This is a genomic window from Streptomyces sp. NPDC008092 (assembly GCF_042957285.1).
In the GTDB taxonomy this organism is placed as follows: domain Bacteria; phylum Actinomycetota; class Actinomycetes; order Streptomycetales; family Streptomycetaceae; genus Streptomyces.
This window is the reverse complement of record NZ_JBIBHY010000002.1, coordinates 299,709-325,722: the sequence shown is the minus strand read 5'-3', so window position 1 is coordinate 325,722 and position 26,014 is coordinate 299,709. Positions and strand designations below refer to the sequence as shown.

At 71.8% G+C, this 26,014-nt stretch carries 22 protein-coding genes and 1 pseudogene; 11 read left to right on the top strand and 12 right to left on the bottom strand.

The features are described from left to right. Positions 1–37 precede the first annotated feature (37 nt). From ACFZB3_RS06360 to ACFZB3_RS06340, 5 genes are all read right to left on the bottom strand, one after another. Positions 38–1,876, bottom strand: a complete 1,839-nt coding sequence (locus ACFZB3_RS06360) for a M1 family aminopeptidase (RefSeq protein WP_391370559.1) — start codon at positions 1,874–1,876, stop codon at positions 38–40. 154 nt (positions 1,877–2,030) lie between these two features. Beyond that, positions 2,031–2,636 (bottom strand): hypothetical protein, encoded by a 606-nt coding sequence (locus tag ACFZB3_RS06355; protein WP_391370556.1) that lies wholly within the window; start codon positions 2,634–2,636, stop codon positions 2,031–2,033. Further along, on the bottom strand, positions 2,633–4,339 hold the full coding sequence (locus ACFZB3_RS06350) for a PHP domain-containing protein (RefSeq protein WP_391370554.1): 1,707 nt from the start codon (positions 4,337–4,339) through the stop codon (positions 2,633–2,635). The genes ACFZB3_RS06355 and ACFZB3_RS06350 overlap by 4 nt, the downstream gene beginning before the upstream one ends. A 248-nt stretch (positions 4,340–4,587) precedes the next feature. Continuing rightward, on the bottom strand, positions 4,588–6,777 hold the full coding sequence (gene katG, locus ACFZB3_RS06345) for a catalase/peroxidase HPI (protein ID WP_391370551.1): 2,190 nt from the start codon (positions 6,775–6,777) through the stop codon (positions 4,588–4,590). A 56-nt stretch (positions 6,778–6,833) separates the two neighbouring features. After that, on the bottom strand, positions 6,834–7,271 hold the full coding sequence (locus ACFZB3_RS06340) for a transcriptional repressor (RefSeq protein WP_391370548.1): 438 nt from the start codon (positions 7,269–7,271) through the stop codon (positions 6,834–6,836). 209 nt (positions 7,272–7,480) lie between these two features. On the opposite strand from ACFZB3_RS06340, the gene ACFZB3_RS06335 reads away from it, so the two are divergent. The 5 genes from ACFZB3_RS06335 (at position 7,481) to ACFZB3_RS06315 (ending at position 10,918) form a co-directional block, all read left to right on the top strand. Beyond that, positions 7,481–7,855 carry a sortase-dependent protein gene (locus ACFZB3_RS06335; protein ID WP_391370545.1) on the top strand — a complete coding sequence of 125 codons (375 nt, stop codon included), beginning with the start codon at positions 7,481–7,483 and terminating at the stop codon, positions 7,853–7,855. Next, positions 7,852–8,484: a class F sortase gene (locus tag ACFZB3_RS06330; protein ID WP_391370542.1), complete on the top strand. Its 633-nt coding sequence runs from the start codon at positions 7,852–7,854 to the stop codon at positions 8,482–8,484. The genes ACFZB3_RS06335 and ACFZB3_RS06330 overlap by 4 nt, the downstream gene beginning before the upstream one ends. A 116-nt stretch (positions 8,485–8,600) precedes the next feature. Continuing rightward, positions 8,601–9,092 carry a sigma-70 family RNA polymerase sigma factor gene (locus ACFZB3_RS06325; protein WP_391370539.1) on the top strand — a complete coding sequence of 164 codons (492 nt, stop codon included), beginning with the start codon at positions 8,601–8,603 and terminating at the stop codon, positions 9,090–9,092. Further along, a complete protein-coding gene (locus ACFZB3_RS06320; RefSeq protein WP_391370537.1) occupies positions 9,076–9,546 on the top strand; it encodes a hypothetical protein in 471 nt (156 codons plus the stop codon). Before ACFZB3_RS06325 ends, ACFZB3_RS06320 begins: the two co-directional genes overlap by 17 nt. Positions 9,547–9,796: 250 nt before the next feature. After that, a complete protein-coding gene (locus ACFZB3_RS06315) occupies positions 9,797–10,918 on the top strand; it encodes an acyltransferase family protein (RefSeq protein ID WP_391370534.1) in 1,122 nt (373 codons plus the stop codon). Positions 10,919–11,076: 158 nt separating this feature from the next. On the opposite strand, the gene ACFZB3_RS06310 is transcribed toward ACFZB3_RS06315, so the two are convergent. After that, entirely contained in the window at positions 11,077–13,209 is a 2,133-nt protein-coding gene (locus ACFZB3_RS06310) for a discoidin domain-containing protein (RefSeq protein WP_391370531.1), read from the bottom strand. 205 nt (positions 13,210–13,414) lie between these two features. Beyond that, positions 13,415–14,116, bottom strand: a complete 702-nt coding sequence (locus ACFZB3_RS06305; protein WP_391370528.1) for an SDR family oxidoreductase — start codon at positions 14,114–14,116, stop codon at positions 13,415–13,417. Positions 14,117–14,401: 285 nt separating this feature from the next. On the opposite strand from ACFZB3_RS06305, the gene ACFZB3_RS06300 reads away from it, so the two are divergent. Then, positions 14,402–15,322 (top strand): GDSL-type esterase/lipase family protein, encoded by a 921-nt coding sequence (locus tag ACFZB3_RS06300; protein WP_391370526.1) that lies wholly within the window; start codon positions 14,402–14,404, stop codon positions 15,320–15,322. A gap of 6 nt (positions 15,323–15,328) precedes the next feature. Here ACFZB3_RS06300 and ACFZB3_RS06295 read toward each other — a convergent pair whose 3' ends face one another. Further along, complete coding sequence (locus ACFZB3_RS06295; RefSeq protein ID WP_391370524.1) at positions 15,329–15,772, bottom strand: AsnC family transcriptional regulator; 444 nt, start codon at positions 15,770–15,772, stop codon at positions 15,329–15,331. 123 nt (positions 15,773–15,895) lie between these two features. On the opposite strand from ACFZB3_RS06295, the pseudogene ACFZB3_RS06290 reads away from it, so the two are divergent. Further along, positions 15,896–16,423 (top strand): annotated as a pseudogene (locus tag ACFZB3_RS06290) (RBBP9/YdeN family alpha/beta hydrolase); the annotation flags it as partial. A gap of 99 nt (positions 16,424–16,522) precedes the next feature. Beyond that, complete coding sequence (locus ACFZB3_RS06285; RefSeq protein WP_391372049.1) at positions 16,523–17,014, top strand: peptidylprolyl isomerase; 492 nt, start codon at positions 16,523–16,525, stop codon at positions 17,012–17,014. 69 nt (positions 17,015–17,083) lie between these two features. On the opposite strand, the gene ACFZB3_RS06280 is transcribed toward ACFZB3_RS06285, so the two are convergent. From ACFZB3_RS06280 to ACFZB3_RS06265, 4 genes are all read right to left on the bottom strand, one after another. After that, the gene (locus ACFZB3_RS06280; RefSeq protein WP_391370521.1) at positions 17,084–18,097 is read right to left on the bottom strand and encodes an MASE1 domain-containing protein; all 1,014 of its coding nucleotides are present in this window, start codon (positions 18,095–18,097) and stop codon (positions 17,084–17,086) included. A 76-nt stretch (positions 18,098–18,173) separates the two neighbouring features. Further along, on the bottom strand, positions 18,174–19,001 hold the full coding sequence (locus ACFZB3_RS06275) for a SpoIIE family protein phosphatase (RefSeq protein ID WP_391370518.1): 828 nt from the start codon (positions 18,999–19,001) through the stop codon (positions 18,174–18,176). 142 nt (positions 19,002–19,143) lie between these two features. Further along, complete coding sequence (locus ACFZB3_RS06270; protein ID WP_391370515.1) at positions 19,144–20,247, bottom strand: GNAT family N-acetyltransferase; 1,104 nt, start codon at positions 20,245–20,247, stop codon at positions 19,144–19,146. Between the two features lie 358 nt (positions 20,248–20,605). Continuing rightward, positions 20,606–22,417, bottom strand: coding sequence for an FAD-binding dehydrogenase (locus ACFZB3_RS06265; RefSeq protein WP_391370512.1), 1,812 nt, complete (start codon positions 22,415–22,417; stop codon positions 20,606–20,608). A 316-nt stretch (positions 22,418–22,733) separates the two neighbouring features. Between ACFZB3_RS06265 and ACFZB3_RS06260 the strand changes: the two genes are divergently transcribed. The 3 genes from ACFZB3_RS06260 to ACFZB3_RS06250 are packed head-to-tail and all read left to right on the top strand — an operon-like array spanning position 22,734 to position 26,009. After that, positions 22,734–23,825, top strand: coding sequence for a substrate-binding domain-containing protein (locus ACFZB3_RS06260; protein ID WP_391370509.1), 1,092 nt, complete (start codon positions 22,734–22,736; stop codon positions 23,823–23,825). A gap of 34 nt (positions 23,826–23,859) precedes the next feature. Further along, on the top strand, positions 23,860–24,948 hold the full coding sequence (locus ACFZB3_RS06255; RefSeq protein WP_391370506.1) for an enolase C-terminal domain-like protein: 1,089 nt from the start codon (positions 23,860–23,862) through the stop codon (positions 24,946–24,948). Continuing rightward, complete coding sequence (locus tag ACFZB3_RS06250; protein ID WP_391370503.1) at positions 24,945–26,009, top strand: ABC transporter permease; 1,065 nt, start codon at positions 24,945–24,947, stop codon at positions 26,007–26,009. The genes ACFZB3_RS06255 and ACFZB3_RS06250 overlap by 4 nt, the downstream gene beginning before the upstream one ends. The last annotated feature ends 5 nt before the right edge of the window (positions 26,010–26,014 follow it).

Sequence of the window (26,014 nt, the reverse complement as noted above, 5' to 3'; positions counted from 1 at the left end):
CCCGTTGGGGAAATTCCCCGCCCCGTACGGACGGGTGTCAGCCGTCGATGCGGTGCGTGGTCCAGAACGACGTCAGGTCGGTGCTGGTGGCCGCCTGGGCCGCCGCCTTGAACTCGGCGGTGGTCGAGACGCCGTACCAGTGCGAACTGGCGTAGCTCTTCAGGAGGTTGGTCATGGCGGTGTCACCGATCAGGCGGCGCAGGTCGTGCAGGGCGCACTTGCCGTAGCCGTAGACGACGGTGGAGTAGCGGGAGGAGTGGGCGTCCCAGTACGCCATGGAGTTGGTGATCTTCTCCGCCGACGAGGCCCAGGACACGCTGTTCCAGCAGTTGGTGCCGGTCAGCCCCTGTGCCAGGTCGGTGGCGTAGTCGGTGAACGCCTCGTCCAGCCAGGGGCTGTTGTACTCGTCGTCGCCGACGATGCCGTACCACCACTGGTGGCCGATCTCGTGGGTGAGCGCGGTGGTGCTGACCAGGTCGAGGACGAAGCCGGGGTACTCCATGCCGCCGAACCAGAAGTTGTTGTCGATGACCGCGTCCAGTTCGCCGTACGGGTAGGCCCCGAAGCGGCCGGCGTGGGCGTCGACCGCCGACTTGGCGGTGGTGAGCATGGACTGGGCGCTGGAGGAGCTGATGCCGGACACCGAGTAGATGTTGATCGGCACCCCGGCCGGGGAGGTGCCGGAGATCTTGGTGAACGGCCCGGCCGCCCAGGCGAAGTCACGGACCTTGGAGGCCGTGGCGGTGGTGACGGTGCGGCCGCTGGTGCCGGGGGTGTCGACGGAGGTGCCGGTCGCCGGGACCAGGATGCTGGTGGGGTGGTCCAGGGTCACCTTGAAGTCGGCGGCCAGGGAGTAGAAGGACTCGCCGTTGTTGGTGTACGGGTCCAGGTGCCAGCCGGAGCCGTCCTGGACCGCGAGGACGGGCAGCGCGTTGCCGATCATGCTGAAGGCGCCGTCGTAGCCGAAGCGGTCGGCGCCGCTGGGCACGGTGATGCCCAGGTCGAAGCCGACCGTGGTGCTCTGGCCCTGGGCCAGCGGGGTCGGCAGGGCGATCTCCAGCGCGGTGCAGGCGACCGAGAGGGCGCCCGCGGTACCGCCGGTGACGTTGCTGACGGTGATCGGCGGTGCCGAGCAGGTGCCGTGGTAGTTGTCCCACAGCCTCAGGTAGATCTCGCTCAGCGCGGTCGAGGAGGCGTTGGTGAAGGTCACGCTCTCGTGGCCGGTCCAGCCGGTGCCGGTGGAGTTGCTGGTCAGGCTGACCGTGTACGACGGCGACGCCGGGGTGCGGGTGCTGTCGCCCGGGGTGGTGGCGGCCGAGGTGTCGAGGGCGATGTCGTCCAGGACGAAGCTGGTCTGGAGGCTGGAGTCCTCGGTGCCGGTGAAGGCGACGGTCACGGTCTGGCCGGCGAAGGCGGACACGTCGAACGACTTCTTCACGTACCCGGTGGCCTTGTCCAGGTTGGAGTACGTCGCCAGCGTGGTGCTGCCGATCTTCGCCGTGAGCTTGTCGTACGCCGTGGACGAGGTCGTCTCGGCGGTGTCGATGTGCACCCAGAAGCTGAGCGTCGCGGCGCATCCGGAGGGAATGCTGACGCTCTGCGAGAGGGTGTCGGTGTGGGTGGAGCCGGTGCCGTCCAGCCAGGCGAAGCTGGCGCCGCCGTGGGCGGACTGGCCGGTACGGCTGGTGATCACACTGGTCGAGGACTGGGTCCAGGGTGACGTGCCGCTCTCGAAGCCGCCGTTGGTGACGACCTGGGCGGGTGTGCAGGCCGCCTGGGCGGCGGCCGATGCCGTGCTACCGGGGAGCAGGGCCGCGGCGAGCGCCGCGATGGCCAGCGCGCTGGTGGCGAAGGCCTTGTGGGGGGTCGATCTCACACGAAACTCCTTTGCGGAGGCCGGGTCATGGCCTGCTGAGTGGCCGCCGGTCCGGCTGGGGTGCGCCGGTGGCGGCCTCACGCGTTGCGAAGTGGTGCGAGTCGGAAGCCTGTCAGACTTGACCAGGCCATGTCACTAAGGGGTTACCCTCGCGTCAGGCGTGGTCCACGCAGCAGGGGGTGGGGTTGGGTACCTCGAAGGGGGCCAGCCGGCCGCCCGCCGCCGGGACCAGGGCGAGGGTGAGGACGCCGTCGCGCCACTCCGGGCGCACGTGGTCCTGGGTCAGGACCTCGGTGCCGGGCGCGAGTCGGGCGTCCGGTGCGCCGAGCACGACCAGGCGCTCGACGGCGGTGCGGTCGAGCAGGTCCGCGACGGTGACGGTGCCGGTCAGGTGCGCCGCACCGGGGTAGGCCACGGCCCGGCCCGAGGCGGGGGGCGCGGCGGCGGCCAGCCGGGCGCCGGCCACCGCGTCGTCGGGGCCGTGGGCGCGGTCGGCCAGGGCGAGGCCGGTGTCCTTCGGGAGCATGCCGACCAGTTCCTGCCAGACCGCGTCCGCGTCCGGGCCGGGGACGGCCAGCGAGACCGTCGTACCCCGCCGCTCGTCGGTGCGGAGCAGGTGGGTGCAGGCGAACACGCCCTCCGGGGCCGCCAGCCGGTCCAGCAGCCGGTGGATCAGGTGGTCGGCCTCGCGCAGGGTCGCCGTACCGGCGTCCACCCCGATGACGGGGCGGACGCCGGACGCGTGGTGCGGGGAGGTCATGCGGGCAGGACCCACATCGGGTTGGAGTAGAACCACAGGTCCTTCCACGGGTCGGCGTCGCCGAGGACGTCGATGGCCGGGCCGGCCGGGTCCACGGCGGCACCGTTGTAGCCGACCGCGGAGCGGTTGCCGTCGGTGCCGCGCAGCCGGACGTAGACCGGCTTGTCGAGGCGGCCGAGGGAGTAGGTCAGTTTGACCGTGCCGGTCGCCTTGTTGACCTCGAAGGACTTCACGACCTTGGTGGCGGGCGTGGCGAAGGTGTCCCTGTCGCTCACCTTGCCGGTGACATCGCCCTGGATGACGTCGACGCGGGCCAGCGACGGCACGAACTGCGCCCAGTTGGGGCCGTTGGCCAGGCTGATCTCGATCACCAGGTCGACCTTGCTGCCCTTGCGGACGTGCAGCACGTCGCCGAGGGTCACCGCCTGGGAGCCGGACCGCAGCCGGGCGTCGAGCCCGCTGATCAGGCCGCCGTGGTCCACCCAGACCCGGCCGGCGCGGATGCCGTCCATGACCGACTTGTAGGAGAAGGACGAGGCGCCGACGTGGGTGCGGGAGTACTGGCCGGGCCAGAAGTCGGTGTCGGTGAGGCTGATGCCGGTGCCGTAGACCGGGTCCTCGTAGCGGCCGTTGGCGTTGAAGTCGCTGTTCGGGCCGCGCACCGCGGTGTCGGCGTAGACGTTGTGGGAGTCGGAGTTGGCGGTGATCCACCAGGGCTTGCCCTCGGCGAGCAGGCTGTCCCACAGGCCGCCGACGGTGGCGGTCATCCAGTCGAAGCCGCCCCAGGTGCGGTAGCTCTCCAGGGGGTAGCCGGCGAAGGAGTCGGCGCTCGGGCTGTTGTCGTAGATGCCGCGGGCCGAGCCGGGACCGTTCGGCTTGGGCAGGCCGCCCGCCTGGTGGCCGGGGGCGCCCTCGAAGCCGACCGCGATCGACGGCTGGGCGTCGCGCCAGGCGCGGATCTCGTGCGGGGAGTCGATGCCCTTGCGCGCCGGGTGGTTGGCGAGGAACAGCGCGTCCCTGACGTTGCGGCGCTGCACCTGCTCGGCGAGGAAGTTGAGGCCCGAGATGGCCAGCGCCTCGTTGGCGGGGGAACTGCCGGAGGCGCCCTTCACCGAGCCGTCGAAGGAGTTCTCGAACTCCTTGAGGACGGCGACCTCGTTCTTGCCGGGGTGGACGAAGACCGTGCCGTGCTCGGCGGACGGGATGTTCCACTCCAGGCCCTGGAAGACCAGGGTGTCGTCGATCTGGTCACGGGCGGCGACGATGTCCGGGTTGACCTTCTCGACACCGATCTTGGCGTGCGCCTCGCTGCCGTGGTCGGTGATGACCATCCAGTCCAGGCCGTGCGCGTTGGCCTGCCGGACGTGGTCGATGACCCGGTACTTGGCGTCGGAGCTGTACTGGGTGTGGATGTGGTGGTCGCCGGCCAGCCACAGGTAGCCGCCGGAGCGGCCGCTCTGGGAGTGGGCGGCGGAGACCGCGGCGGCCTGGCCCGCACCGGCGAGGACGCTGCCCGCCGCGAGGCCGGCGCCGAGCAGGCCGGTGCGGCGCAGCATCGAGCGGCGGGAGAGCTGACCGGGCGTCAGCTCCGCGTCGGGGACCGACAGGTCGAGGGCGGGCGGCAGCGACGAGGCGGCGTCGCCGTCCCCGTGGTGGTGATGGTGGTGAGGGTGACCGTGGTCGTGGCTGTGACCGTGACTCATGTTCGCAACTCCCGTGGGCGGCCGGTACGGGGGGTGACTGAGGACGTGCAGAGTCTGCGAAGGTCGCGTGAACAACGGGAGTCGAGGTCATAGTGGGGTAAAGAACCGCTGATGTGCAGCAAACAACGGGGAGTTGGAACCGTAAAGCCGCACCGCCCGGGCAGCGGCCGCGCATGCACGGACGCCCGGGCCGGCCACGGTGGCCGGCCCGGGCGTCACGCACCGGGCGCCGGGTCGCAGGACCCGGATCAGACCAGGTCGAACCGGTCCGCGTTCGCGACCTTCGTCCAGGCGGCGACGAAGTCCTTCACGAACTTCTCCTTGGCGTCGTCGCTCGCGTAGACCTCGGCGACGGCGCGCAGCTCGGAGTTGGAGCCGAAGACCAGGTCGGCACGGGTGCCGGTCCACTTCACCGCACCGCTGTCGTCGCGGCCCTCGAAGGTGGACTGGTCCTCGGACGTGGACTTCCAGGTCGTGCCCATGTCGAGCAGGTTGACGAAGAAGTCGTTGGTCAGCACGCCCGGCGTCCCGGTGAGGACACCGTGCTTCGAACCGCCCTGGTTGGCGCCGAGGACGCGCAGACCGCCGACGAGGACGGTCAGCTCGGGGGCGCTGAGGCCGAGCAGGTTGGCGCGGTCGAGGAGCAGGTACTCGGCCGGCAGGCGGTTGCCCTTGCCGAGGTAGTTGCGGAAGCCGTCCGAGGTCGGCTCCAGGGCCGCGAAGGACTCGGCGTCCGTGTGCTCGTCGGTCGCGTCGACCCGGCCCGGGGTGAACGGCACCTCGATGTCGACGCCGCCGTCCTTGGCTGCCTTCTCCACCGCGGCGGCACCGCCGAGGACGATCAGGTCGGCCAGGGACACCTTCTTGGCGCCGGTGTTGAACTCCCGCTGGACGCCCTCCAGGACGCGCAGCACCTGGGCGAGCTCGTCCGGGTCGTTGACCTCCCAGCCGCGCTGCGGCTCAAGGCGGATCCGGGCGCCGTTGGCACCGCCGCGCTTGTCGCTGCCGCGGAACGTCGAGGCCGACGCCCAGGCGGCGGAGACCAGCTGCGAGACCGTCAGGCCGGAGTCGAGGAGCTTGGCCTTGAGGGCCGTGACGTCGGCGGCGTCGATGGCCTCGCCCTCGGCCTGCGGCAGCGGGTCCTGCCAGATCAGCGTCTCCGCCGGGACCTCCGGGCCGAGGTACAGGGACTTCGGGCCCATGTCACGGTGGGTCAGCTTGAACCAGGCGCGGGCGAACGCGTCCGCGAACTGGTCGGGGTGCTCGTGGAAGCGGCGCGCGATCGGCTCGTAGATCGGGTCGAAGCGCAGCGACAGGTCGGTGGTCAGCATCGTCGGGAGCTTCTTCTTCGACGCGTCGTGCGCGTCCGGGATGATCGCCTCGGCGTCCTTGGCGACCCACTGGTTGGCGCCGGCGGGGCTCTGGGTCAGCTCCCACTCGTAGCCGAAGAGGATGCCGAAGAAGTCGTTGCTCCACTGGGTGGGCTTGGTGGTCCAGGTGACCTCCAGACCGCTGGTGATCGCGTCGCCGGCCTTGCCGCTGCCGTAGGTGCTCTTCCAGCCGAGGCCCTGCTGCTCGATCGGGGCGCCCTCGGGCTCGGCGCCCACGCTCTCCGCGGGGCCGGCGCCGTGGGTCTTGCCGAAGGTGTGGCCGCCGGCGATGAGGGCGACGGTCTCCTCGTCGTTCATCGCCATCCGGCGGAAGGTCTCGCGGATGTCGCGGGCCGCGGCGATCGGGTCCGGGTTGCCGTTGGGGCCCTCCGGGTTGACGTAGATGAGGCCCATCTGGACGGCGCCGAGCGGGTTCTCCAGGTCACGGTCGCCGGTGTAGCGCTGGTCGTCGAGCCAGACCTTCTCGGGACCCCAGTAGACGTCGTCCTCCGGCTCCCAGACGTCCGCGCGGCCGCCGCCGAAGCCGAAGGTCTCGAAGCCCATCGACTCCAGGGCCACGTTGCCGGTGAGGATCATCAGGTCGGCCCAGGAGATGGCCTGGCCGTACTTCTTCTTGACCGGCCACAGCAGACGGCGCGCCTTGTCGAGGTTGCCGTTGTCCGGCCAGCTGTTGAGCGGGGCGAAGCGCTGCTGGCCGGCGCCGGCGCCGCCGCGGCCGTCGGAGATGCGGTAGGTGCCCGCGCTGTGCCAGGCCATGCGGATCATCAGCGGGCCGTAGTTGCCGAAGTCGGCCGGCCACCAGTCCTGGGACGTGGTGAGCACCTCCGCGATGTCACGTTTCACGGCCGCGAGGTCGAGGTTCTGGAACGCCTCGGCGTAGTCGAAACCCTCGCCGAGGGGGTTCGAGACCGCGGGGTTCTTGGCAAGGATCTTCAGGTTGAGCCCCTCGGGCCACCACTGGCGGTTGCCGCCGCCCTGGGTGGGGTGCGGTGCGCGGTCGTGCGCGACCGGGCACTGGCCCGCGGCGTTCTCCTGGGTCTCAGACATGGGGGAAATCCTTCCGGAATGGGCGGATCAACGTACTCAGGAACTATGGGACGTACTCAGGAAATGCTGACGGTGGAACAGGCGGGGCACAGGCCCCAGTAGATGACCTCGGCCTCGTCGATCGCGAAGCCGTGGTCGTCCGAAGCGGTCAGGCACGGGGCGTCGCCGACCGCACAGTCGACGTCGGCGACGGCACCGCACGACCGGCACAGGACGTGGTGGTGGTTGTCGCCGACGCGTCCCTCGAACCGGGCCGGGCTGCCGGCCGGTTCGATACGGCGTATGAGTCGTGCCGTGGTGAGCGCGTGCAGCGCGTCGTACACGGCTTGAAGCGATATGTGGCCCACCCGCTCGCGGACGCCCGAGGCGATCGCCTCGACGTCGAGGTGGTCGCCGTGGCGGACGGTCTCCAGCAGCGCGACCCGGGCGGCCGTCACCCGCAGGCCGGCACCGCGCAGCTCATCGGCGGTCGTCGGGGGCTGGGATGCGGTCATGGCGCCAACCTATCGCCATAAACACGAGTGATTCAAGAAAACAAACCAGTCCAGTCTGGTGGCGAACCGGCCGACGGCCGTCCCATGCGCCACCCGCCGCGCGACTTTGCCATCTCTTTACAACCCGCGACGGTGCCGGGTCGTCTCTCCGCTCGATCCGTAACTCAGCCCGTCCCGACCACGGCGGGCCGACGAAAGAGAGCGTCTCCATGCGCCGAACTGTTCTGAGCGCCACGGCCCTCGCCTGCACCGCCGTGCTGGCGGGCGCCGTGCCCGCGTTCGCCGACGGCACCGCCCCGAGCCCGGCCGCCACCGTGGCACCGTCCGCCAGGGCTTCCGCCGAGCCGTCCGCCGTCCCGTCCCCGGCGGCGTCCGCCGAGCCCACCCGGGCCGCGACCCCCGTGCCGACGCGGGACTCCCGCCAGGTCGCGGCGGTGCCGCAGGGCGCGCCCGACACCGGGGTGACGGAGCCGTCCGCGGGCTCCGGCTCCGAGGGCACGCTGATCGGCGGCGGCGCCGCGGCCGTGCTCGCCGCGGGCGCGACGGTGTTCGCCGTCCGTCGCCGCCGGGCGACCGGGGCATGACCCCCCTCTCCAGGCGCGCCTTGGTGACCGCCGCGGCGGCCTCGCTGCTGGCGGGGTGCGCGGGCCGGGCACCGGAGCGGACGGCCCCGGCCGGACACCGGCGGCCGGCGTCCTCGCCGCCCCCGTCCACGGCCACGACCACGGCCGCCGCCGGCACGCCCACCGCGCTCGGCCGCTCCACGCCGGTCCGGCTGCGCATCCCGGCGATCGACGTCGACACCCCGCTGCTGCGGCTCGGCCTCGCCGCCGACGGCACGGTGCAGGTGCCGCCGGTCACCGCGCACGACCGGGCGGGCTGGTACCGCTACTCCCCCACCCCGGGGCAGACCGGCCCGTCGGTGATCCTCGGCCATGTCACGGTCGGCGCCTACGGGGACGGGGTGTTCCGCCGGCTCGCGGAACTGCGCCGGGGCGAGCAGGCCGTGGCGCGCCTGGAGAACGGCAGGTCGGCGGTGTTCACCGTCGACGAGGTGCGTACGGTCGCGAAGGCCGCGTTCCCGACGCAGGACGTGTACGGGGACGTGGACCGCCCGGAGCTGCGGCTGATCACCTGCGGCGGTCCGCGCGGCGGCGACGGCTACCTCGACAACGTGATCGTCTTCGCCACGCTGACCGGCACGACCCCCTGACCCGCCGGACCGGCTGCGGGACCGGTGGAACGTACGCCGCCGGTCCCGCATCCTCCCCGACGAGCCCGACGAGCCCGACGAGCCCGACGAGCGAGCCCCCTCGACCCTGGAGAACGTTGAAACGGTCCCGTGACACGGCGGCCTCCGAGCTGTTCGCCGCCCTGTACCCGCGCCTGGCCGGCTGGTGCCGCCGTCTGGTCGACGACGACGAGACGGCGCACGAGATCGCCTCGGAGGCCTTCACCCGGCTGTGGGCCCGGTGGACGAAGGTGGAGGAGCCGCGCGGCTTCCTCTACGTCACCGCGGCCAACCTGGTCCGGGACCACTGGCGCAAGCTGGAGCGCGAGCGCCGGGCGGTGCGCCGGGCCGGTTCGGAGGCCGCGATCCGCCCGCACACCGAACCGGCCGATCCGTCGGTACGGCTGCTGGTGCAGTCGCTGCCCGAGCGGCTGCGGGTGCCGATCCTGCTGCACTACTACGCTGACATGCCGATCCGGGAGGTGTCCGAGCTGACCGGGCGCAAGGAAGGAACCGTCAAGGCCGATCTGCACGCGGCCCGAGAACTGCTCCGCGGTCATCTGAGGAGAAGCCTTGACCACACGCTTTGACGACGAGCCCGGGTTCGACGGCACGGACGACCCGCTCGCGGTCGTCCTGCGGCCGCCGGCGGCCCACCTCGGCCCGCCGCCCGGCCGCTACGAGGAGATCCGGCGCGCCGCGAGCCGCCGCCGCCTGGTCCGCGCGGCGGCCGGAGCCGGGGCGACCTGTGCCGTCGCCGTCTGCGTCGCCCTGTCGCTGCATGTGACGGCACCCGCGGCGCCGGTCTCCCCGCGGCTGCCCCTCGCACCGCCGGCCGCCACGCCCACCGCCCCGCACCGCCCGTCGGGGTCCCCGACGGCGGCCACGCCGAGTCCGCGCCCCAGCGTCGCGCCCACCCGGCGGGAGGCCACACAGCTTCCGACCCGGGGATCGTCGGCGGCCGCGTCGGCGACCCCCTCGGCGGTCCGGGACATCCCGTCCGGGTACCGGCCGAGCGCCGCCGCCACCGCGACCCGCCCGTAGCGGCGTCAACGCGGCGGCGGGTGGCGTCATCCGTCCGTGCCCCCGTCTTGCGACGCACCTCCCGCGCCCCAAAGGCGCGGGTCAAGACGCCACTCCGGCGGGGGCGGGGCACGGCGGGGGCGACGGCCCGGATGGCCGAGGCTGCGGCTCGGCGTTGGTGTGATGTTTCGTACGAGGCCGGAATGAAAGGCGTGGAACGGGCAACGCTCCGTTTCATGCTCCACGCGCGAACCCTCCGGCAGGTGACTCGATGACGACGGCGACCCAGGCCCCTCCGACCGCTCCGGCCGCCGCGCCACCCGCCCGTACCCTGCTGTCCGCCCCCGCCCCTGCGCTGCCCTCCCTGACCGGACTGAGATGGATGGCCGCGCTGCTGGTCTTCGGGCTGCACGTGCACAACTTCCGCTATTTCGGCGGCACCGGCGGCCGCATCGTGTCCTGGGGATTCGAGGCCGGCGCCTCGGGGGTGTCGTTCTTCTTCGTGCTCTCCGGGTTCGTCCTGATGTGGTCCGCGCGGCCGGGCGACCGGGCGGCGCGCTTCTGGTGGCGGCGGGTCGCCCGGGTCTACCCGGTGCACCTGGTCACCGTCGCCCTCGCGCTGGTCATGGTGTGCACGCTGCCCCGCCAGCCGAGGCCGACCCTGCTGCAGGGCCTGGCCGACGTGTTCCTGGTGCACTCCTGGTGGCGGCCGTGGTGGCAGACGCTGGACCCGGTCAGCTGGTCGCTGGCCTGCGAGGCGTTCTTCTACGCCGCGTTCCCGCTGCTGGCGCTGGTACTGCGCCGGCTGGGCGGGCGGGGCGCCACGGCGCTGGCCGCGCTGGCCCTGCTGACCGTGCTGGCGCTGGCCTGGACGGACGCGCACCACTGGTGGGCGCAGCCGATCAGCTCCTTCCCGGCGGCCCGCCTTCCCGAGTTCGTGCTGGGCGCGGCCACCGCACGCCTGGTGCTGCTCGGCCGGTGGCGCGGCCCGGGCCTGGAGGCCTCGCTGGCGCTGGCGGTCATCGGCTACTTCCTGGTCCCGCAGGTCACCGCCGAGTACGCGGCGACCGCCTGCACGATCACGGGCTTCGCGCTGCTCATCCCGGCGGCGGCCGTCGCGGACCTGCACGGGCTGCCCTCGCTGTGGCGGCGCCGGTGGCTGGTCCGCCTCGGCGAGCTGTCGTTCGCCTTCTACATGGTCCATCTGCTGGTACTGCGGGCGGGCACCCACCTGCTCGGCACCCGCCCGCGTTTCCACCTGTTCACCGGCGCCGCCGTCGCCGCCGCCGCGTTCACCGTGGCGCTGGGCCTGTCCTGGCTCCTCTACGAGGGCGTGGAACGGCCCGCGCGACGGCTGCTGCTGCGAGGTCCGGCACGGCGTCGGACGGCCTGACCGGGGGCGAGAAGCCCGCGCCCCGTAAGGGGCGCTGGGGGTACCCCCGGCCGAAGGCTGGGGGAGGAACTGCGCGACCAGCCACGACCGCGCCGCAGTCGAAGACGGCATGTCGCGGCACTTCCCGCCGACCGCTCAGCCGGGTCCGGCCCGGCCGGCTACGGGAACTGGACCACCTTGGACGGGGTCGTGCTGGTCCCCGAGGTCGGCGATCCCGTGGTGTTGACGACGTGGGCGTACTGCCCCATGCCGCCGAGGGAGATCACCAGCAGGTCGTGCATCTTGATCCCCGGACCGGTCGGCACCTGGAAGCCGTTGGACTGGACGATCGTCGGATCGGCCGTGTAGTTGCAGTAGCTGCCCAGGCCCCAGGCCTCGTGGGTGGTCACGGTGTCGGCGACCTTGTAGGCCGCGTAACCGACGACGCCGTCGTGGGTGATGGCGGCGGCGTTCGGGGCGTCGTACGCCTTCTCGTTCTGGAAGAAGATCGTGCGGCCGCGTTCGCCGTTCCAGTAGACGTCGTACTTGTTGAAGTGCTCGACGAACAGGCCGGTGGCGAGGACGTCGTTGCCGTTGACTCTGAGGCCGTAGTCGGCGCGGTTGGTGTCCCAGCCGACGCCGCTGCCGTGGTCGGCGCGCCAGAGCCAGGTGTGGTCGATGATCACGTTGTTGCTGTTGACCACGACCGAGTTGGTGGCGAGGCCGGGTCCGGCGCCGCCGATGCGGACGAACACGTCCTGCATGGAGGTGGGGTTGGCGGAGTGGTCGGCGGTGGAGCCGGGGTCGCCGATCCGCAGCAGGGTGTCGGAGTTGACGGTGCCGGCGTCGATGAGGAACCCGGCGAGCTTCACACCGTCCACGTCGGCGACGTGCATGGCGTCGACGCCGTTGTCCGGGACCAGGGTGGCGAGGCCGAGGCCGAGGACCACGGTGTTGGCCCGGGTGACGTTGATGGTCTGGTCGAGGTGGTAGACGCCCGGGGTGAAGAGGAGGTTGAGGCCCTGGGCGAGGGCCTGGTTGATGGTGGCGGCGGTGGCGCCGGGCTTGACGACGTAGAACTGGTCCAGCGGGATGGAGGTGCCCGCGTCGGCCGGCCAGGAGACGCCCCGGGCGTTGGTGCGCTTGGCGGGGACGAAGACCTTGTAGGCGCTGCCGTCCAGGTAGAGGAAGGGCTTCTCCCGCGAGACCGGGGTGTTGTCCAGCGTGGTGTAGGAGCCGGTGGCGAAGTCGGTCGCGGGTGCGCCCTGGACCCCGGAGAAGGTCATGTTCCAGACGCCGTTGGTCCAGCCGCCGACCGAGCTGTCGCGGGTGTACCACTGCTGCTGGGAGTACGGGCCCACCGTGCCGTCGATCTTCGAGTCGGCGATGTAGCCGCCGGAGGCCCAGCCGTAGCCGTTCGGGGCGAGGTTGAGGCCGCCCTTGACGTGGATACGGCGGAAGGGGGCCGCCTGAGCCACGGCCCACCGGTCGGTGCCGTTGGACGGCGTGATGGCGAAGTTCTCCGCGGAACGCCAGAAGTTCTGGGTGGCGTTGCCGTTGAACCAGCCGGCGTCGACCGTGACGTCACCGTTGATCTGGGTGTCGTCGGGGTTGAGCCCGAGCCCGGAGATCGAGGTGTAGAAGCCGATCTGGGCGTTGATGCCGCTGTAGGTGCCCGGCTTGAGCAGGAACTGGTAGCGGCCGGTGCCGAACTGGGCCGACTCCTGCTGGGCGAAGACGGAGTCGAACTTCGCCTGGAGGTTCGGCGTGGAGGGGTCGACGACGATCACGTTGGGGCCGAGGTCGCCGCCGCCCTGGACCGGGGGCGTGCCGGTGGTGGTGCCGTAGACCTGGAACTCCCAGAGCGAGTAGCCCCACTGGGTGGCGCGGTGCACGCCGAGCATCCGGACGTAGCGGCCCTGTCCGGACACGGTGAGGGTGTCGGTGCCGCCGTCGCCGCCGGTCACGGACTGCAGGTCGGTCCAGTTGCTGCCGTCCGAGGAGATCTGGACCTTGTAGTCCTTGCCGTAGGCGGTCTCCCAGTTGAGGACCACCTGGCTGACCTGGGCGGTGGCGCCGAGGTCGACCTGGAGCCACTGGTCGTCGGTGAAGGCGGACGACCAGCGGGTGCCGGTGTTGCCGTCCACCGCGTTCCCGGCGGCGGTCCCGGCGTTCTCCTCCGAGGAGGCGGTGGCCGTCTTTCCCTGCGACAACGGGGTGTCGGCGGCCTGCGCCGCCGGCGCGTGCGCGACGGGGAGGGCCAGCAGCGCTGCCATGGCGGCGAGCGCTACGCCCAAGGATCTCAATCTCATCAGCGGCTCCCTGAGGTGGGCAGGGGGTACGTCCAACCGACGCACCCCACTGCTTAGTTCAGGATTTGATTTAAGTGATGAGGCAACCCGGCGACAACCCTTCGGCAGCGGATTTCTCAACGACCGGCCCGGATCCCCCGCCGGACGGGCCGCCCACCGGGAACCGGGCGGAAGGGGGCGGCGCCGTCCGGATGCGGGGCCCCGGTCAGCGGCCGAGCTGCTGGTACATGCCGGCGAGGTCGCCCGACAGGGCACCCTTGGCCCAGCGGGTGAGGTCGTCGCCGAGCACCTCCCAGGCGTCCGACTCGATGCCGTCGAGGGCAGCCGCGGCGATGTCCTCGGGCTTCGCCTTGGGGCCGTCGGCGTGGGCCGCCATGTCGGTGTCGACGTAGCCCATGTGCAGGCCGGTGACGCCGATGCCGCGCGGCTGGAGGGCCAGGCGCAGGCTGTTGGTCTGCGACCAGAAGGCGGCCTTGGAGGCACTGTAGGCGCCGCCCTCGGCGAGCCAGGACAGGACCGAGTGCACGTTCAGGATGTGGCCGCCGCCGTTGCGCTCGATGACCGGGACGAAGGCGCGGGTGACCAGCAGCGGGCCGTAGAAGTTGGTCTCGAACTCCTGGCGGATGTCGTCCAGCGGCGAGGTCAGGAAACGGGTCCCGAGGGCGACCCCGGCGTTGTTGATCAGGACGGTGACGTCCTGCGCCTGCTCGACGGCCGCGGCCACCGAGTCGGGGTCGGTCACCTCCAGCGCCAGCGGCACGGCGTCGGGGTGGGTGACGGCGCGCGGGTCGCGGGCGGTGGCGTAGACCTTGCCGGCACCGCGCGCGTACAGCCCTTCCACCAGCGCCTTTCCGACGCCTCGGCTGCCGCCGGTGACGAGGACGACGGAATCCTTGATCGAGGTCATGACACTCACGCTCCAGACGTGCACAGAGATCGGAAACCGATCGGTTTCCCTCGGTTCCCGCCCATCGTAAACCGATCGGTTTCCATCTTCAATCGCAGGGGGCGCCCCCCGGACGCCGTCCGGACCGGATGCCCTTGCGGGCAGGGCGGGTTGCCCGATCCGGTTCCTTGCGTCCGGCCTCTGGCTACGGACTCCTACCGGGCGGTATACAGACCCCCGACACACGCGTGCGGGCCGCCCGTCGGGACCGGTTCCGTACGCGTCCTGGTTCCAGGGGGGATCTCCATGGCGTACGGCATCCCGTCCGACGGTTCGGCGAGACGGCACCGGCGGAAGGCCACCGTGGCGGCGGCACTGGGCGGCTGCGCCCTGGTGGCCGCGTCCACGGCACCGGCCGCGGCGCACGGCGGCGGCCCGGGCCCCGGCCACGACCGCGGCACGAGCTATGTGGCGCTCGGCGACTCGTACACCTCGGGCCCGGTCATCCCGACGCAGGTCGACGCGAACTGCGCCCGCTCCGACCACAACTACCCCTCGCTGGTGGCGGCGGCCCGGCACGTCAGCGCCTTCAAGGACGTGAGCTGTTCCGGAGCGACGACCGCCGAGATGTGGAAGGCGCAGGGCACCAACGGCCCCCAGCTCGACGCCGTGCAGCGGAGCACCGACCTGGTCACCGTCCAGATCGGCGGCAACGACATCGGGTTCAGCTCGATCATCGGCACCTGCGCGGCCCTGAGCTCCAAGGACCTGACGGGCAACCCCTGCCAGCAGTACTACAACGCCTCCGGCACCGACCAGCTGGTGCTGAACATCGCGCAGGCCGCGCCCAAGGTCGACAAGGTGCTGCGGGCGATACGCGCCCGGGCCCCGCACGCCCGGATCCTGGTGGTCGGCTACCCCGACCTGCTGCCCGACGACGGCAGCGGCTGCTACCCGACGGTGCCGTTCGCGGCCAAGGACTTCCCCTACCTCCGGGACACCGGCAAGCGGCTGAACCTCATGCTGCGCATGGTCGCCGCCTGGAACGGCGCCCGGTACGTGGACACCTACGGCCCGACCGTCGGCCACGACATGTGCAAGGCCCCCGCCGACCGCTGGATCGAGCCCCTCCAGCCGGCCTCCCCGGCCGCCCCCGCCCATCCCAACGCCAAGGGCGAGGCGGCCATGGCCCAGGCGGTGCTGGAGCGGCTGGAGCGGCGCTACTGAGCGTGCTCAGGGGTTCGTGGGCAGCGGCTTGGGCGGGTAGCCGCGCAGGACGAGGGACGTGGTGACCGGGCCGTGGCGGGCCAGGGAGTCCACGACCTCCTCCAGGCGTTCGGCACGGGTGCAGTGCACGTCGAAGAGCAGGCAGTCCTCGCCGGTCACCCGGAGCGTCGAGACGACCTCCGGGGTCCGGGCGGCGAGGGCGAGCGCCATCGGCAGCTGCGCGTGCGTGGTGCGCAGCCGGACCACGGCGTGGATGTTGAGCCCGAGCGCCGCCGGGGCGACGACGGCCCGGTAGCCGGTGATGACACCGCTCCTCTCCAGCCGCTGGATCCGGGCGCCCGCCGCCGGCTGGGAGAGTCCGACCCGCCGTCCGACCTCGGCTCCGGTGAGCCGGCCGTCGGTCTGGAGCAGTTCCAGGATGGCCCGGTCGATGTCGTCGAGTGATTCCATCGTCGTGCTCCCCGCTTTCCTCTGGATCACTTGCCGGGCCGTGCCGTCGCGACTGCTCCGTCCAGAATCGCCCGCAGGACGGACCCGGGAAGCCCCGGGCCACGACGGAAAGGGCGGTCGGCGGTGGTCGCGTACGTCATCATCCCCGGAATCGACGGGTCGGACGACAGGCACTGGCAGAGCCGGTGGGAGCGGACGTGGGGCGGCGCGGCGGTGCGGATCGCCCCGGGCTCGTGGCGCCGGCCCGAGCTGCGGGACTGGGTCGCCGCGGTGCAGGTCGCCTACGAGACCGCCGTCGCACGGGACGGCGGGTCGGACGGCCGGGTGGCACTCGTGGCGCACAGCCTCGGCTGCTGGGCGGCCGCCGAATGGCTGGCCCGGGTACGGCCCGCGGGGGTCGCCGCGTTCCTGGCCGCGCCGCCCGATCCCCGGGGACCGGCGTTCCCGGCAGCGGCCGCGCCCACCTTCCTGGGGCTGACCGCCCGCCCGCTGCCCGGCCCGGCCCTGGTGGTGGCGAGCGACGACGACCCGTACGGCGACGCCGCGGCCTCCGCCGGGCTGGCCTCGGGCTGGCTGGCGCCGTGGCACTCCGTCGGCGCGCACGGGCATCTGAACTCCGCGAGCGGACTCGGCGACTGGCCCGTGGGCCGGGAGCTGCTGCGCAGCCTGGTGGGCCGCCGAGCGGCCCACGGCGGCCCGACACCCCGGGCCGTGCGGCCCGGTAGCACGGTTCGCGATAGGTTGACCTGCATGAGCGACAACGTTTACTTCGACATCTCGATCAACAACGAGCCGGCCGGCCGGATCGTGTTCAGCCTGTTCGACAAGGTGGTGCCCGAGACGGCCCGCAACTTCCGTGAGCTCGCCACCGGGCAGAACGGTTTCGGGTACGCCGGTTCCGGCTTCCACCGGATCATCCCGCAGTTCATGCTCCAGGGCGGTGACTTCACCCGCGGTGACGGCACCGGCGGCAAGAGCATCTACGGCGAGAAGTTCAAGGACGAGAACTTCGAGCTCAAGCACGACCGCAAGTACCTGCTGAGCATGGCCAACGCGGGCCCGAACACCAACGGCTCGCAGTTCTTCGTCACCACCGTGCTGACGCCGTGGCTGGACGGCAAGCACGTGGTCTTCGGCGAGGTCGTCGAGGGCTCGGACCTCGTCGACAAGATCGAGGGCTACGGCTCCCAGAGCGGCACCCCCAAGGCCAAGGTCGAGATCACGGCGAGCGGCACCGTCTGATCCCGGTCCCGGACCGGCAGCTTTCCGCGGGGGGACCGGGCGGCTCGTCCGGTCCCCCCGCGGCGTCCGTCACCGCGCGTCGCGCCCGCGCCGCGGCTGCGCCGCCTCCGGTGGCGCGCGCCCGGCCGGGGAGTCGTGTGCGCTGAGGTGTTCCAGGGCCTCGGCCAGTTCCGTGCAGGCCTCCGCCACGGAGCGCCGGGTGTTGTGCTGCTCGGTGATGACGGCCGACAGCAGGAGTGCGGTCAGCGCCAGCGAGCCGTTGAACAGCTGCAGCTTCAGCATCACCTCGACGTGGGACAGGTGGGCGAACGCGCCGACCCCCTCCGTCGCGGCGACCGCGGCCATCACGGACGTGAACAGGGCGCACAGCACGCTCCCCGCCAGCCGGAACCGCAGCGCGGCCCAGATCAGCAGCGGATAGCCGAGGAACAGCGCGTTCAGGGAGCTGAGCGTGGCCAGCGGGACCAGGACGGCCGCGACGACCACGAGGGCCAGGCACTCCTTCCAGCGGGCCGGCGACGGCGGCCGACGGGCTTCGAACAGCATCAGCAGCACGGGGGTGACGATCAGGACACCCATCGCGTCGCCGACCCACCAGGCCAGCCAGATCGGCCAGAAGTGGGTCGCGTCGAGTTTGCCGGCCAGCGTCAGCGTGATCACGTCGACGGTGGAGCTGACCAGCATGGCGCCGAGCGCGCCGAGGAACACCAGGGCGAGGCCGTCCCGCAGCCGGCCCAGGTCGGTGCGGAAGCCGACCCGGCGCAGCAGCACGAAGGCGCAGACCGGCCCGGCCGTGTTGCCGACGAGGATGCCCAGCAGGTCGGGCCCGGGCGGGCCGATCGACAGCACGAGGAAGAGGGCGCCGAGCGTGATGCCCGGCCAGCAGCCCAGGCCGAAGACCAGCAGGCAGGCCAGCGCCACGCCGGTCGGCGGATAGATGGGCGTGAAGACGGCGCCCTCGACGGTGAGCCGGCACAGCAGACCGAGCCGTCCGCCCGCGAAGTAGCAGACGGCGACGGCCAGCGTCCGGAGGACCGGGACGGCCGGCCGGCGCAGCTCCTGGTTGCCCACCACACCAGCCATCACACACCGGGGCGGCCGTCTCGGCGAGGCGGGGACCGCCCGCGGGCCGACCTGACGGGGGCCGGGGCCCCGGCGGCTACGGCGCGGGGCCCAGGTCCTCGTGGCCCATGACCAGCACGGCCGCGTCGTCCTCGTGGCCCACCCGTTCCGCGCCCTTGATCACGGCGGCAGCCAGGGACTGCGCCTCCAGGCCCGCGACGGCGGCGACGCCGGCGAGCCTCACCACCTGGTCGAGCCCCTCCTCGATGGGCATCGACGGCCCCTCCACCACCCCGTCCGTGAGCAGCACGACCATGCCGCCGGTGGTGAGCCGGTACCGGGCCACCGGATACTCGATGCCCGGGTCGATGCCCAGTGGGGGTCCGCCCTCGTCCTCCCCGAGCCCGGACTTTCCGTCGGCGGTGGCCCACACGAACGGGACGTGACCGGCGCGGGCGCTCTCCAGCAGTCCGGTCTCCGGGTCGAGCCGCATGAAGGTGCAGGTCGCGAAGAGATCGCTGCCCAGGGACACCAGGAGGTCGTTGGTGCGGGCGAGGAGCTCGCCCGGCTCGCCGGCCACCGAGGCGAGCGCCCGCAGCGCCGCCCGGACCTGCCCCATGAAGGCGGCCGCCTCGATGTTGTGTCCCTGGACGTCGCCTATGCACAGGCCGATGTGGCCGTCGGGCAGCGTGAAGGCGTCGTACCAGTCGCCGCCGACGTTGAGCCCGTAGCAGGCGGGCGCGTACCGGACGGCCAGATGGAAGCGCGGGGTGTCGGGCAGGTCCCGGGGCAGCATGCCGCGCTGGAGGGCGACGGCCAGCTCGACCTGCGAACGCTGGTACTCGGCCCGCTCGCGCGCCTGGGCGGTGAGCGACCTGAGTCTGGCCAGCAGCTCGTCGTCGTCCGTTGCACGCTTGCGGGGCATGGATCACTCCGGCCGAGGCGATGTCCTTACCAGGGCAAACCCGCAGGTTTTCACCTTGACAGGATCATAGTGCGAACGGCGGGTGAGCGGTCGACCGCAAGGCGGCGGCCGGACGTGGCCGGCCGCCGCCGGACGGGCCGGTTCATCCCTCCCGCGGGCCCTCCGGCCGGCGGGACGCGCGCAGCGTGCCGACCGTCTTGAGCAGCCGGTCCGCCGGGTCGCGCAGCCGGGGATGGGCGAGGACGGTGTTGCGCAGCCCGCGGACCGGCCGGCGCCACAGGCGGTGCGCCGCGGCCACCGGATGGGTGCGGGTGGCGAAGCCCTCGCCCACCCGCAGTTCGCGGGTCTTGAGCCAGTCCTTGTACTCCTTGTCGCCGCGCCCCAGGTCGACCAGGGTGACACCGCCGCGCGCGGACGCCTCGGCGGTGCGCAGATGCATCATCAACCCCGGTGAGTAGTAGTGCAGTTCGGGGTCGTAGGCGGTGAACCAGGCGGCGAGTACGGTGGCCGAGCGCGGGCCGAAGTGCGCGGCCACCGGCCGGTCGCCGGCGTAGAGCACGGACAGTACGCCGGTGAAGTGCTCCTCGCGGACGTGGAAGAGGTGGTCCACGAGGTCGACGATCCAGGGGCGGGCGAAGCGGTCCATGCGTCCGGTCCGCCGGTACTGTGCGGACTTCCAGCGCATCAGGGTGCGCAGGGCCGCGGGGTCGCGCTCGTCGAACTCGAAGCGCAGCTCGCCGATGTCGCGGCCGAGCCGCCGTTCCTTCTTCAGCGTGGTCTTCGCCAGGCCCGGGTAGGTGGCGCGCAGCCATTCCGGGTAACCGCCGTCGCCGGGCTTCACGTCGATCACCGGCGAGGCGAAGGTGCCGGTCACGTGGGGGGTGAAAGGTCTCTGCTCGGCGACCAGGTGGTCGAACTCGAAGATGGACATCCCGCACGCGCCCAGCAGTTCCTGCGCGTCCCAGGTGACTCCGGGCCGGTGCACCAGCGCCTGGCAGTCCGAGAGACCGAGGCCGACGGCCCGGCCGACGCCGAGGGCGTTGCGCTCGTACGGGAGGAAGCCGACGGGTTCCCCGCCCTCGCGCAGGACCGCCACCCGGACGCCGGCGCGGTGTCTGCCGACGCCGATCGTGAACTCCGGGGCCAGAAAAGGGTTGGCGTACTCCGGCGACTCGTCCATCGCGTGGTGCCAGGCCCGGCGGAGCGACTCGGTCAGCTCGCCGGGTCTGTGGATCGTGATGTCCACCTCAGATCAACCGCCCCTCGGCTGACGAGGTGCGTGACGCATGACTGCACTGGCCTCTGGATCGCATGGGCGACCGCTCTCCCCCCATAACGCGTATGCCGCGCTCTGCCGTTCTGCCGTTTCTACGAACAGCTCCTGTTCCCCGCTGTACACCTTTGTCCCGGGACCGGTGACGGGGTCACCGGTCCGGAGGTGTCGCTCAAACGTCGCGAAACAGTACGCACGCTGTCAAGGGTGCCACTGCCGGGGCAGGTTGGGGGTGGGGTGACTCGGACTTTCCCGGCCCTTTCCGTCAGACCGCCGCCGGGTCGCGGTCATGTCGCCGTCATACCACCATCAGGTCGCCGTCATGCCACCGTCAGGTCGCCGTCGCCTGCGCCGCCGCGCGGCCCGCCTGCCGGCCGGAGAAGAGGCAGCCGCCGAGGAAGGTGCCCTCCAGCGAGCGGTAGCCGTGCACCCCGCCGCCGCCGAAGCCGGCGACCTCACCGGCGGCGTACAGGCCGGGGACGGGTGAGCCGCCGCTGTCCAGGACGCGTCCGGAGAGGTCGGTCTGCAGGCCGCCGAGGGTCTTGCGGGTGAGGATGTTCAGCCGGACGGCGATCAGCGGTCCGGCACCGGAGTCCAGGATCCGGTGGATCGAGGCGGTACGGCTGAGGGAGTCGCCGATGTAGCTGAGGGCGTTGCGGATGCCCTGGACCTGGACGTCCTTGGTGTACGGGTTGTCGATCTCGCGGTCACGGGCCTCGATCTGCCGCTTGAGGTCGGCGAGGACGATGAGGTTGTCGCCGGTCAGCTTGTTCATGCCGGTGACGAGGTCGGTGAGGTTGTCGGCGACCACGAAGTCGGCGCCGTTGTTCTTGAACTTCTCGATGGGCTCCGGGGTCTGCCAGATCCGGGAGAGCAGCTGCCAGACGTTCTTGTTGGTGAGGTCGGGGTTCTGCTCGGAGCCGGAGAGCGCGAACTCCTTGGCGATGATCTTCTGGGTGGTGACGAACCAGGAGTAGTCGTAGCCGGAGGCGGTGATCGACCCGAGGGTGTGCAGGGTGTCGTAGCCGGGGATGTCCGGGGTGTTGAAGCGGCGGCCCTTGGCGTCGAACCACATGGAGGACGGGCCGGGCAGGATGCGGATGCCGTGGTTCGGCCAGATCGGGGCGTAGTTGCGCAGGCCCTCGGTGTAGTGCCACATCCGGTCCGGGTTGACGATCCGGCCGCCCGCCTGCGCGGTGATGCCGAGCATCCGGCCGTCCACGTGTGCGGGGACGCCGGTGACCATGAACTTCGGCGGGGTGCCCAGCCGGGCCGGCCAGTTCTGCCGTACGAGGTCGTGGTTGGCGCCGATACCGCCGGAGGTGACGACCACGACCGGGGCCCGCAGCTCGAAGTCGCCGACGACGGTGCGGCTGCTGGCGGTGCCGCGGGCCGCGCTGCTGGGCTCCAGGACCGCGCCCCGGACGCCGGTCACCGCCCCGCCCGTGGTCACCAGCTCGTCGACCCGGTAGCGGAACTTGAAGGTCACCTTGCCGGCGGCGACGGCCGCACGGACCTTCTTCTCGAACGGTTCGACGACGGCCGGACCGGTCCCCCAGGTCACGTGGAAGCGGGGCACGGAGTTGCCGTGGCCGTCGGCGAGGCCGCCGCCGCGCTCGGCCCAGCCCACGATCGGGAACCACTGCACGCCCAGGCCGGAGAGCCAGGACCGCTTCTCGCCGGAGGCGAAGTCCACGTACGACTGGGCCCACTTGTAGGCCCAGTAGTCCTGGCCCTTCGGGTCGTCGACACCCCGGTCGAAGCCGGCCGTGCCGAGCCAGTCCTGCCAGGCGAGGTCATGGGAGTCCTTGACGCCCATCAGCCGCTGTTCGTCGGAGTCGACGAAGAACAGTCCGCCGAAGGACCAGAACGCCTGGCCGCCGAGGCTCGCCTCCGGCTCCTGGTCGAGCAGCAGCACCTTGCGGCCGGCGGCGGCGAGTTCGGCGGTCGCGACCAGACCGGCGAGGCCGTGGCCGACGACGATCGCGTCCGCGTCCTGCGACTCGGCGGCGAACGCCCCGGCCTGCGCGAGGGTCAGACCGGCGAGCGCGCCGCCGGCCACCGTCAGGACCTGGCGGCGGCTGAACCGGGAGGGCTGCTCGGAGCCCTCGACGGCGCCGGTGCCTGCTCTGGGATTCTCCATGGGGGGTTGCCTTCCGTACGGGTGCGGGCGGTGCGGGAGACATGACTGTGACGGCCGGGACGGCCTGGTGTTACCGACGGTAGCCCATGGTGGGGGCCGCGACCAGAGTCGTGCGCGACCTGATCGCGGCCGAACTGCCGTACAGACAAGCCGAGTTGCGTTTCCTATAGGATTCTTCGACTCCTCGATGATGCCGTGCACGGCATTCACGCAAACCCCCTGCTTGAAACGGTTCTTGTCGCAGACCTTGACGCACACCGCCCCCTGCCCCACGATCACCGCATCAATTTCCTATCTGATTCCGCAGGGGTGGGAGATGCACTTCCCGACCAGATCCGTCCTGTCCGGGGTTCTCACAGCGGCGCTGCTCGCCGCCGGGACCGCGGCCTGCACCTATCGCAACGCACCCGCCCCCGCCACCGGGCAGGCCCCGGCGTCCGGACACACCGGCGACGGCACCGACCTGGCCGACGGGTCGGGGACCAAGGTGGCCCTCGTGCCCGGCGGCGCCCATCCGTACTTCCAGCCGTGGAAGACGGCGGGGGCCGCCGCGAAGAAGACCTACGGCCTCGGTGACGTCACCTTCGACGAGACGGCGGAGTGGGACCAGCAGAAGCAGAACAACCTGCTGTCCACGCTCGCCGCCCGCGGCTACAACGCCTTCGGGGTGTTCGGGGTCTCCCCCACCGACATCAACACCACCTTCGCCGACCTCAGGTCACAGGGCTTCCCGGTGGCGTCCCTGGGCTCCTGTCCGGCCGGCGACAGGGACGAGGCGGACTTCTGCCTCTCCACCGACGTCGAACTCGCCGCATACAAGGCCGCGAAGGCCGCCATCGCGGCCATGGGCGGCAAGGGCACCCTGGTCCATCTGACCGGCAACAACGTGGACGCCAACACCCAGTTGCGCATCAAGGGCGTGGCCAGGGCCGTCAAGGAGTCCGGCGGCAGGGTGAAGCTCCTGCAGACCGTCACCGACATCGACACCGATCTGCAGACGGCCCAGAAGGCCGTGTCCGACCTCATGGCGGCCAAGGGCGGCCGGATCACGGGCATCGTCGCCACCGCCTACAACCCGGCCGTCGCCGCCGCCGACGCGGTCAGGTCGTCCGGTTCGAAGGCGAAGGTCATCGCCATCGACGACGACGCCAAGATCCTCAGCGGCATCCGGCAGGGCACGGTCACGGCGACCGTCGTGCAGAACCCCACCGGCCAGGCCGAGATCGGCACCTGGGCGCTCGCGCTGCTCCAGACGAAGCAGTGCACCATGCGCGATCCCGGGGTGGAGGTCGACTCCGGTTCGTTCGTCGTCACCAAGGCGAACGTCGCCGACTACGACCAGGCGCGGCAGCAGAGGACCAGGCAGCTGAAGACGGAGTTCGCCGACAAGTACCTCTCGTGCGGCTGACCGCCCCGGAAAGCCCGAAAGAGAACGGACATCGATGAGCATCATCACGACCGCGACCGCCCGGCTGGTCGACATCGCCGTCGAGACGGACCGCACCGACGCGGTGCAGTCCTTCGTCAAACAGGAGACCGTCCTGGTCGACCTGGCCACGGCGGACGGTCTCGCGGGCACCGGCTACGCGTACACGATCGGCACCGGCGGCACCTCCGTGCTGGCCCTGCTGCGGGACCACCTGCTGCCCGCCCTCGTCGGGCAGGACGCCCGCAACGTCGAGGCGCTGTGGCAGCGGCTGTTCGCCCTGACCCGGGCCACCACCACCGGCGCCATCACCTCCCTCGCCCTCGCCGCCGTGGACACCGCCCTGTGGGACGTGCGGTGCAGGCGGGCCGGGGAACCGCTGTGGCGGCTGGCCGGCGGACACCGCCGGGAGGTACCGGTCTACGACACCGAGGGCGGCTGGCTCCACCTCGACACAGAAGAACTGGTGAAGGGCGCCCTGCGGGCCCAGGAGGCGGGCTGGGCCGGCGTCAAGATCAAGGTGGGCAGGCCGCACCCCGCCGAGGATGCCGAGCGGCTGCGCGCCGTACGCGAGGCGGTCGGGCCCACGCTGCACGTCATGACCGACGCCAACCAGTCCCAGACGGCGTCCTCGGCGCTCCGGCTCGCGGCCGCGCTGGAGCCGTACGACCCGTACTGGCTGGAGGAGCCGCTGCCCGCGGACGACATCGGCGGCCACGCCCGGCTCGCGCGGGCGACCCGGATCCCGGTGGCCGTCGGCGAGTCCATGTACTCGCTCATGCAGTTCCGCAGCTACCTGGAGACGGGTGCCGCCTCCGTGGTGCAGGTCGACGCGGCCCGCGTCGGCGGCATCACCCCGTGGCTGAAGGTCGCGCACCTGGCGGAGAGCCACAACGTGGCGGTCTGCCCGCACTTCCTGATGGAACTGCACGTCAGCCTCGCCGCCGCGGTGCCCAACGGCAGCTTCGTCGAGTACATCCCGCAGCTGCGGGCCGTGACCCGGACCGAGCTGGCGATCCGGGACGGCCTCGCCGTGGCCCCGGACGAGCCGGGCATCGGCATCGACTGGGACCCGGACGCGCTGGACGACCGGAGGGTGGCATGACGACCTCCGTCAGTCCCCCGGACACCGTCCCGGAGGTGAAGGCGGCCGGTCACCGGATGCCGTTCTGGGTCAACCAGCGGCTCGGTCTGCTGGTCCTGGTCATCGCGCTGAGCGTCCTGTTCGGGGTGCTCCGGCCCGCCTTCCTCGACCAGCGCCTGGTGCTCTTCCCGCTGCTGCGGGACGTGGCCACGCTGACCGTGGTGGCGCTCGCCCAGATGGCCGCCCTGTCCGTGGGGCACATGAACCTCGCGGTCGGACGGATGGCGGCCTTCGGCGCCATGTTCGCGGGCCTCGGCTACGACAGGCTCCATCTGCCCATGCAGGTCGGCCTGTTGCTGTGCCTGGCCGCGGGCGCGGTGATCGGCGCGGTCACCGGCCGGCTGATCGCGCGTACCGGGGTCAGCTCGTTCGTCGTCACGCTGGCGATGGACTTCGCCCTGCTGGGCCTGGTGTCGTTGATGTACTCGGCCCTGACCGAGGACGCCGCCTTCACCAGCCGCCCCGCCGGCATCGACGCCCTGCGGTCCTACTCACTGGCGGACATCTGCGTCGGCCCGGTCTGCGGTTCGCCGGCGATCCCGCAGCTGGCCCAGTTCACCGTACTGGCCATGCTCGGTCTCGGCTTCCTGTACGGCTGTACGCGCATCGGCAGGGAGCTGCTCCTCACCGGGGCGAACCCGGCCGCCGCCGAGCTGTCCGGCATCCCCACCGGACGCCGGGTCCTGCTCGCGCACACCCTGTCCGGGCTGCTCGCGGCGCTCGCCGGGTTCATGGCCGCCGCCGGGACGGGCACGTTCCGCGCCTCGATCGGCGACGACTTCATGCTGCCGTCCTTCCTGGGCGCGGTGCTCGGCGGCACCCTGCTCACCGGCGGGGTGGTGTCCGTGCTGGGCACGCTGCTCGGCACCGCGCTGGTCGGCGTGATCCGCAAGGGGCTCGACCTGCTCGGCGTCGGCCTGGAAAGCCTCAACATCTACCTCGGCTGCATTCTGCTGCTCGCCCTGTCGGCGGACCGGATCCGCACCGTGGTGTCCTATCGCAAGGTGGTGCGCTCCACATGAGCCAC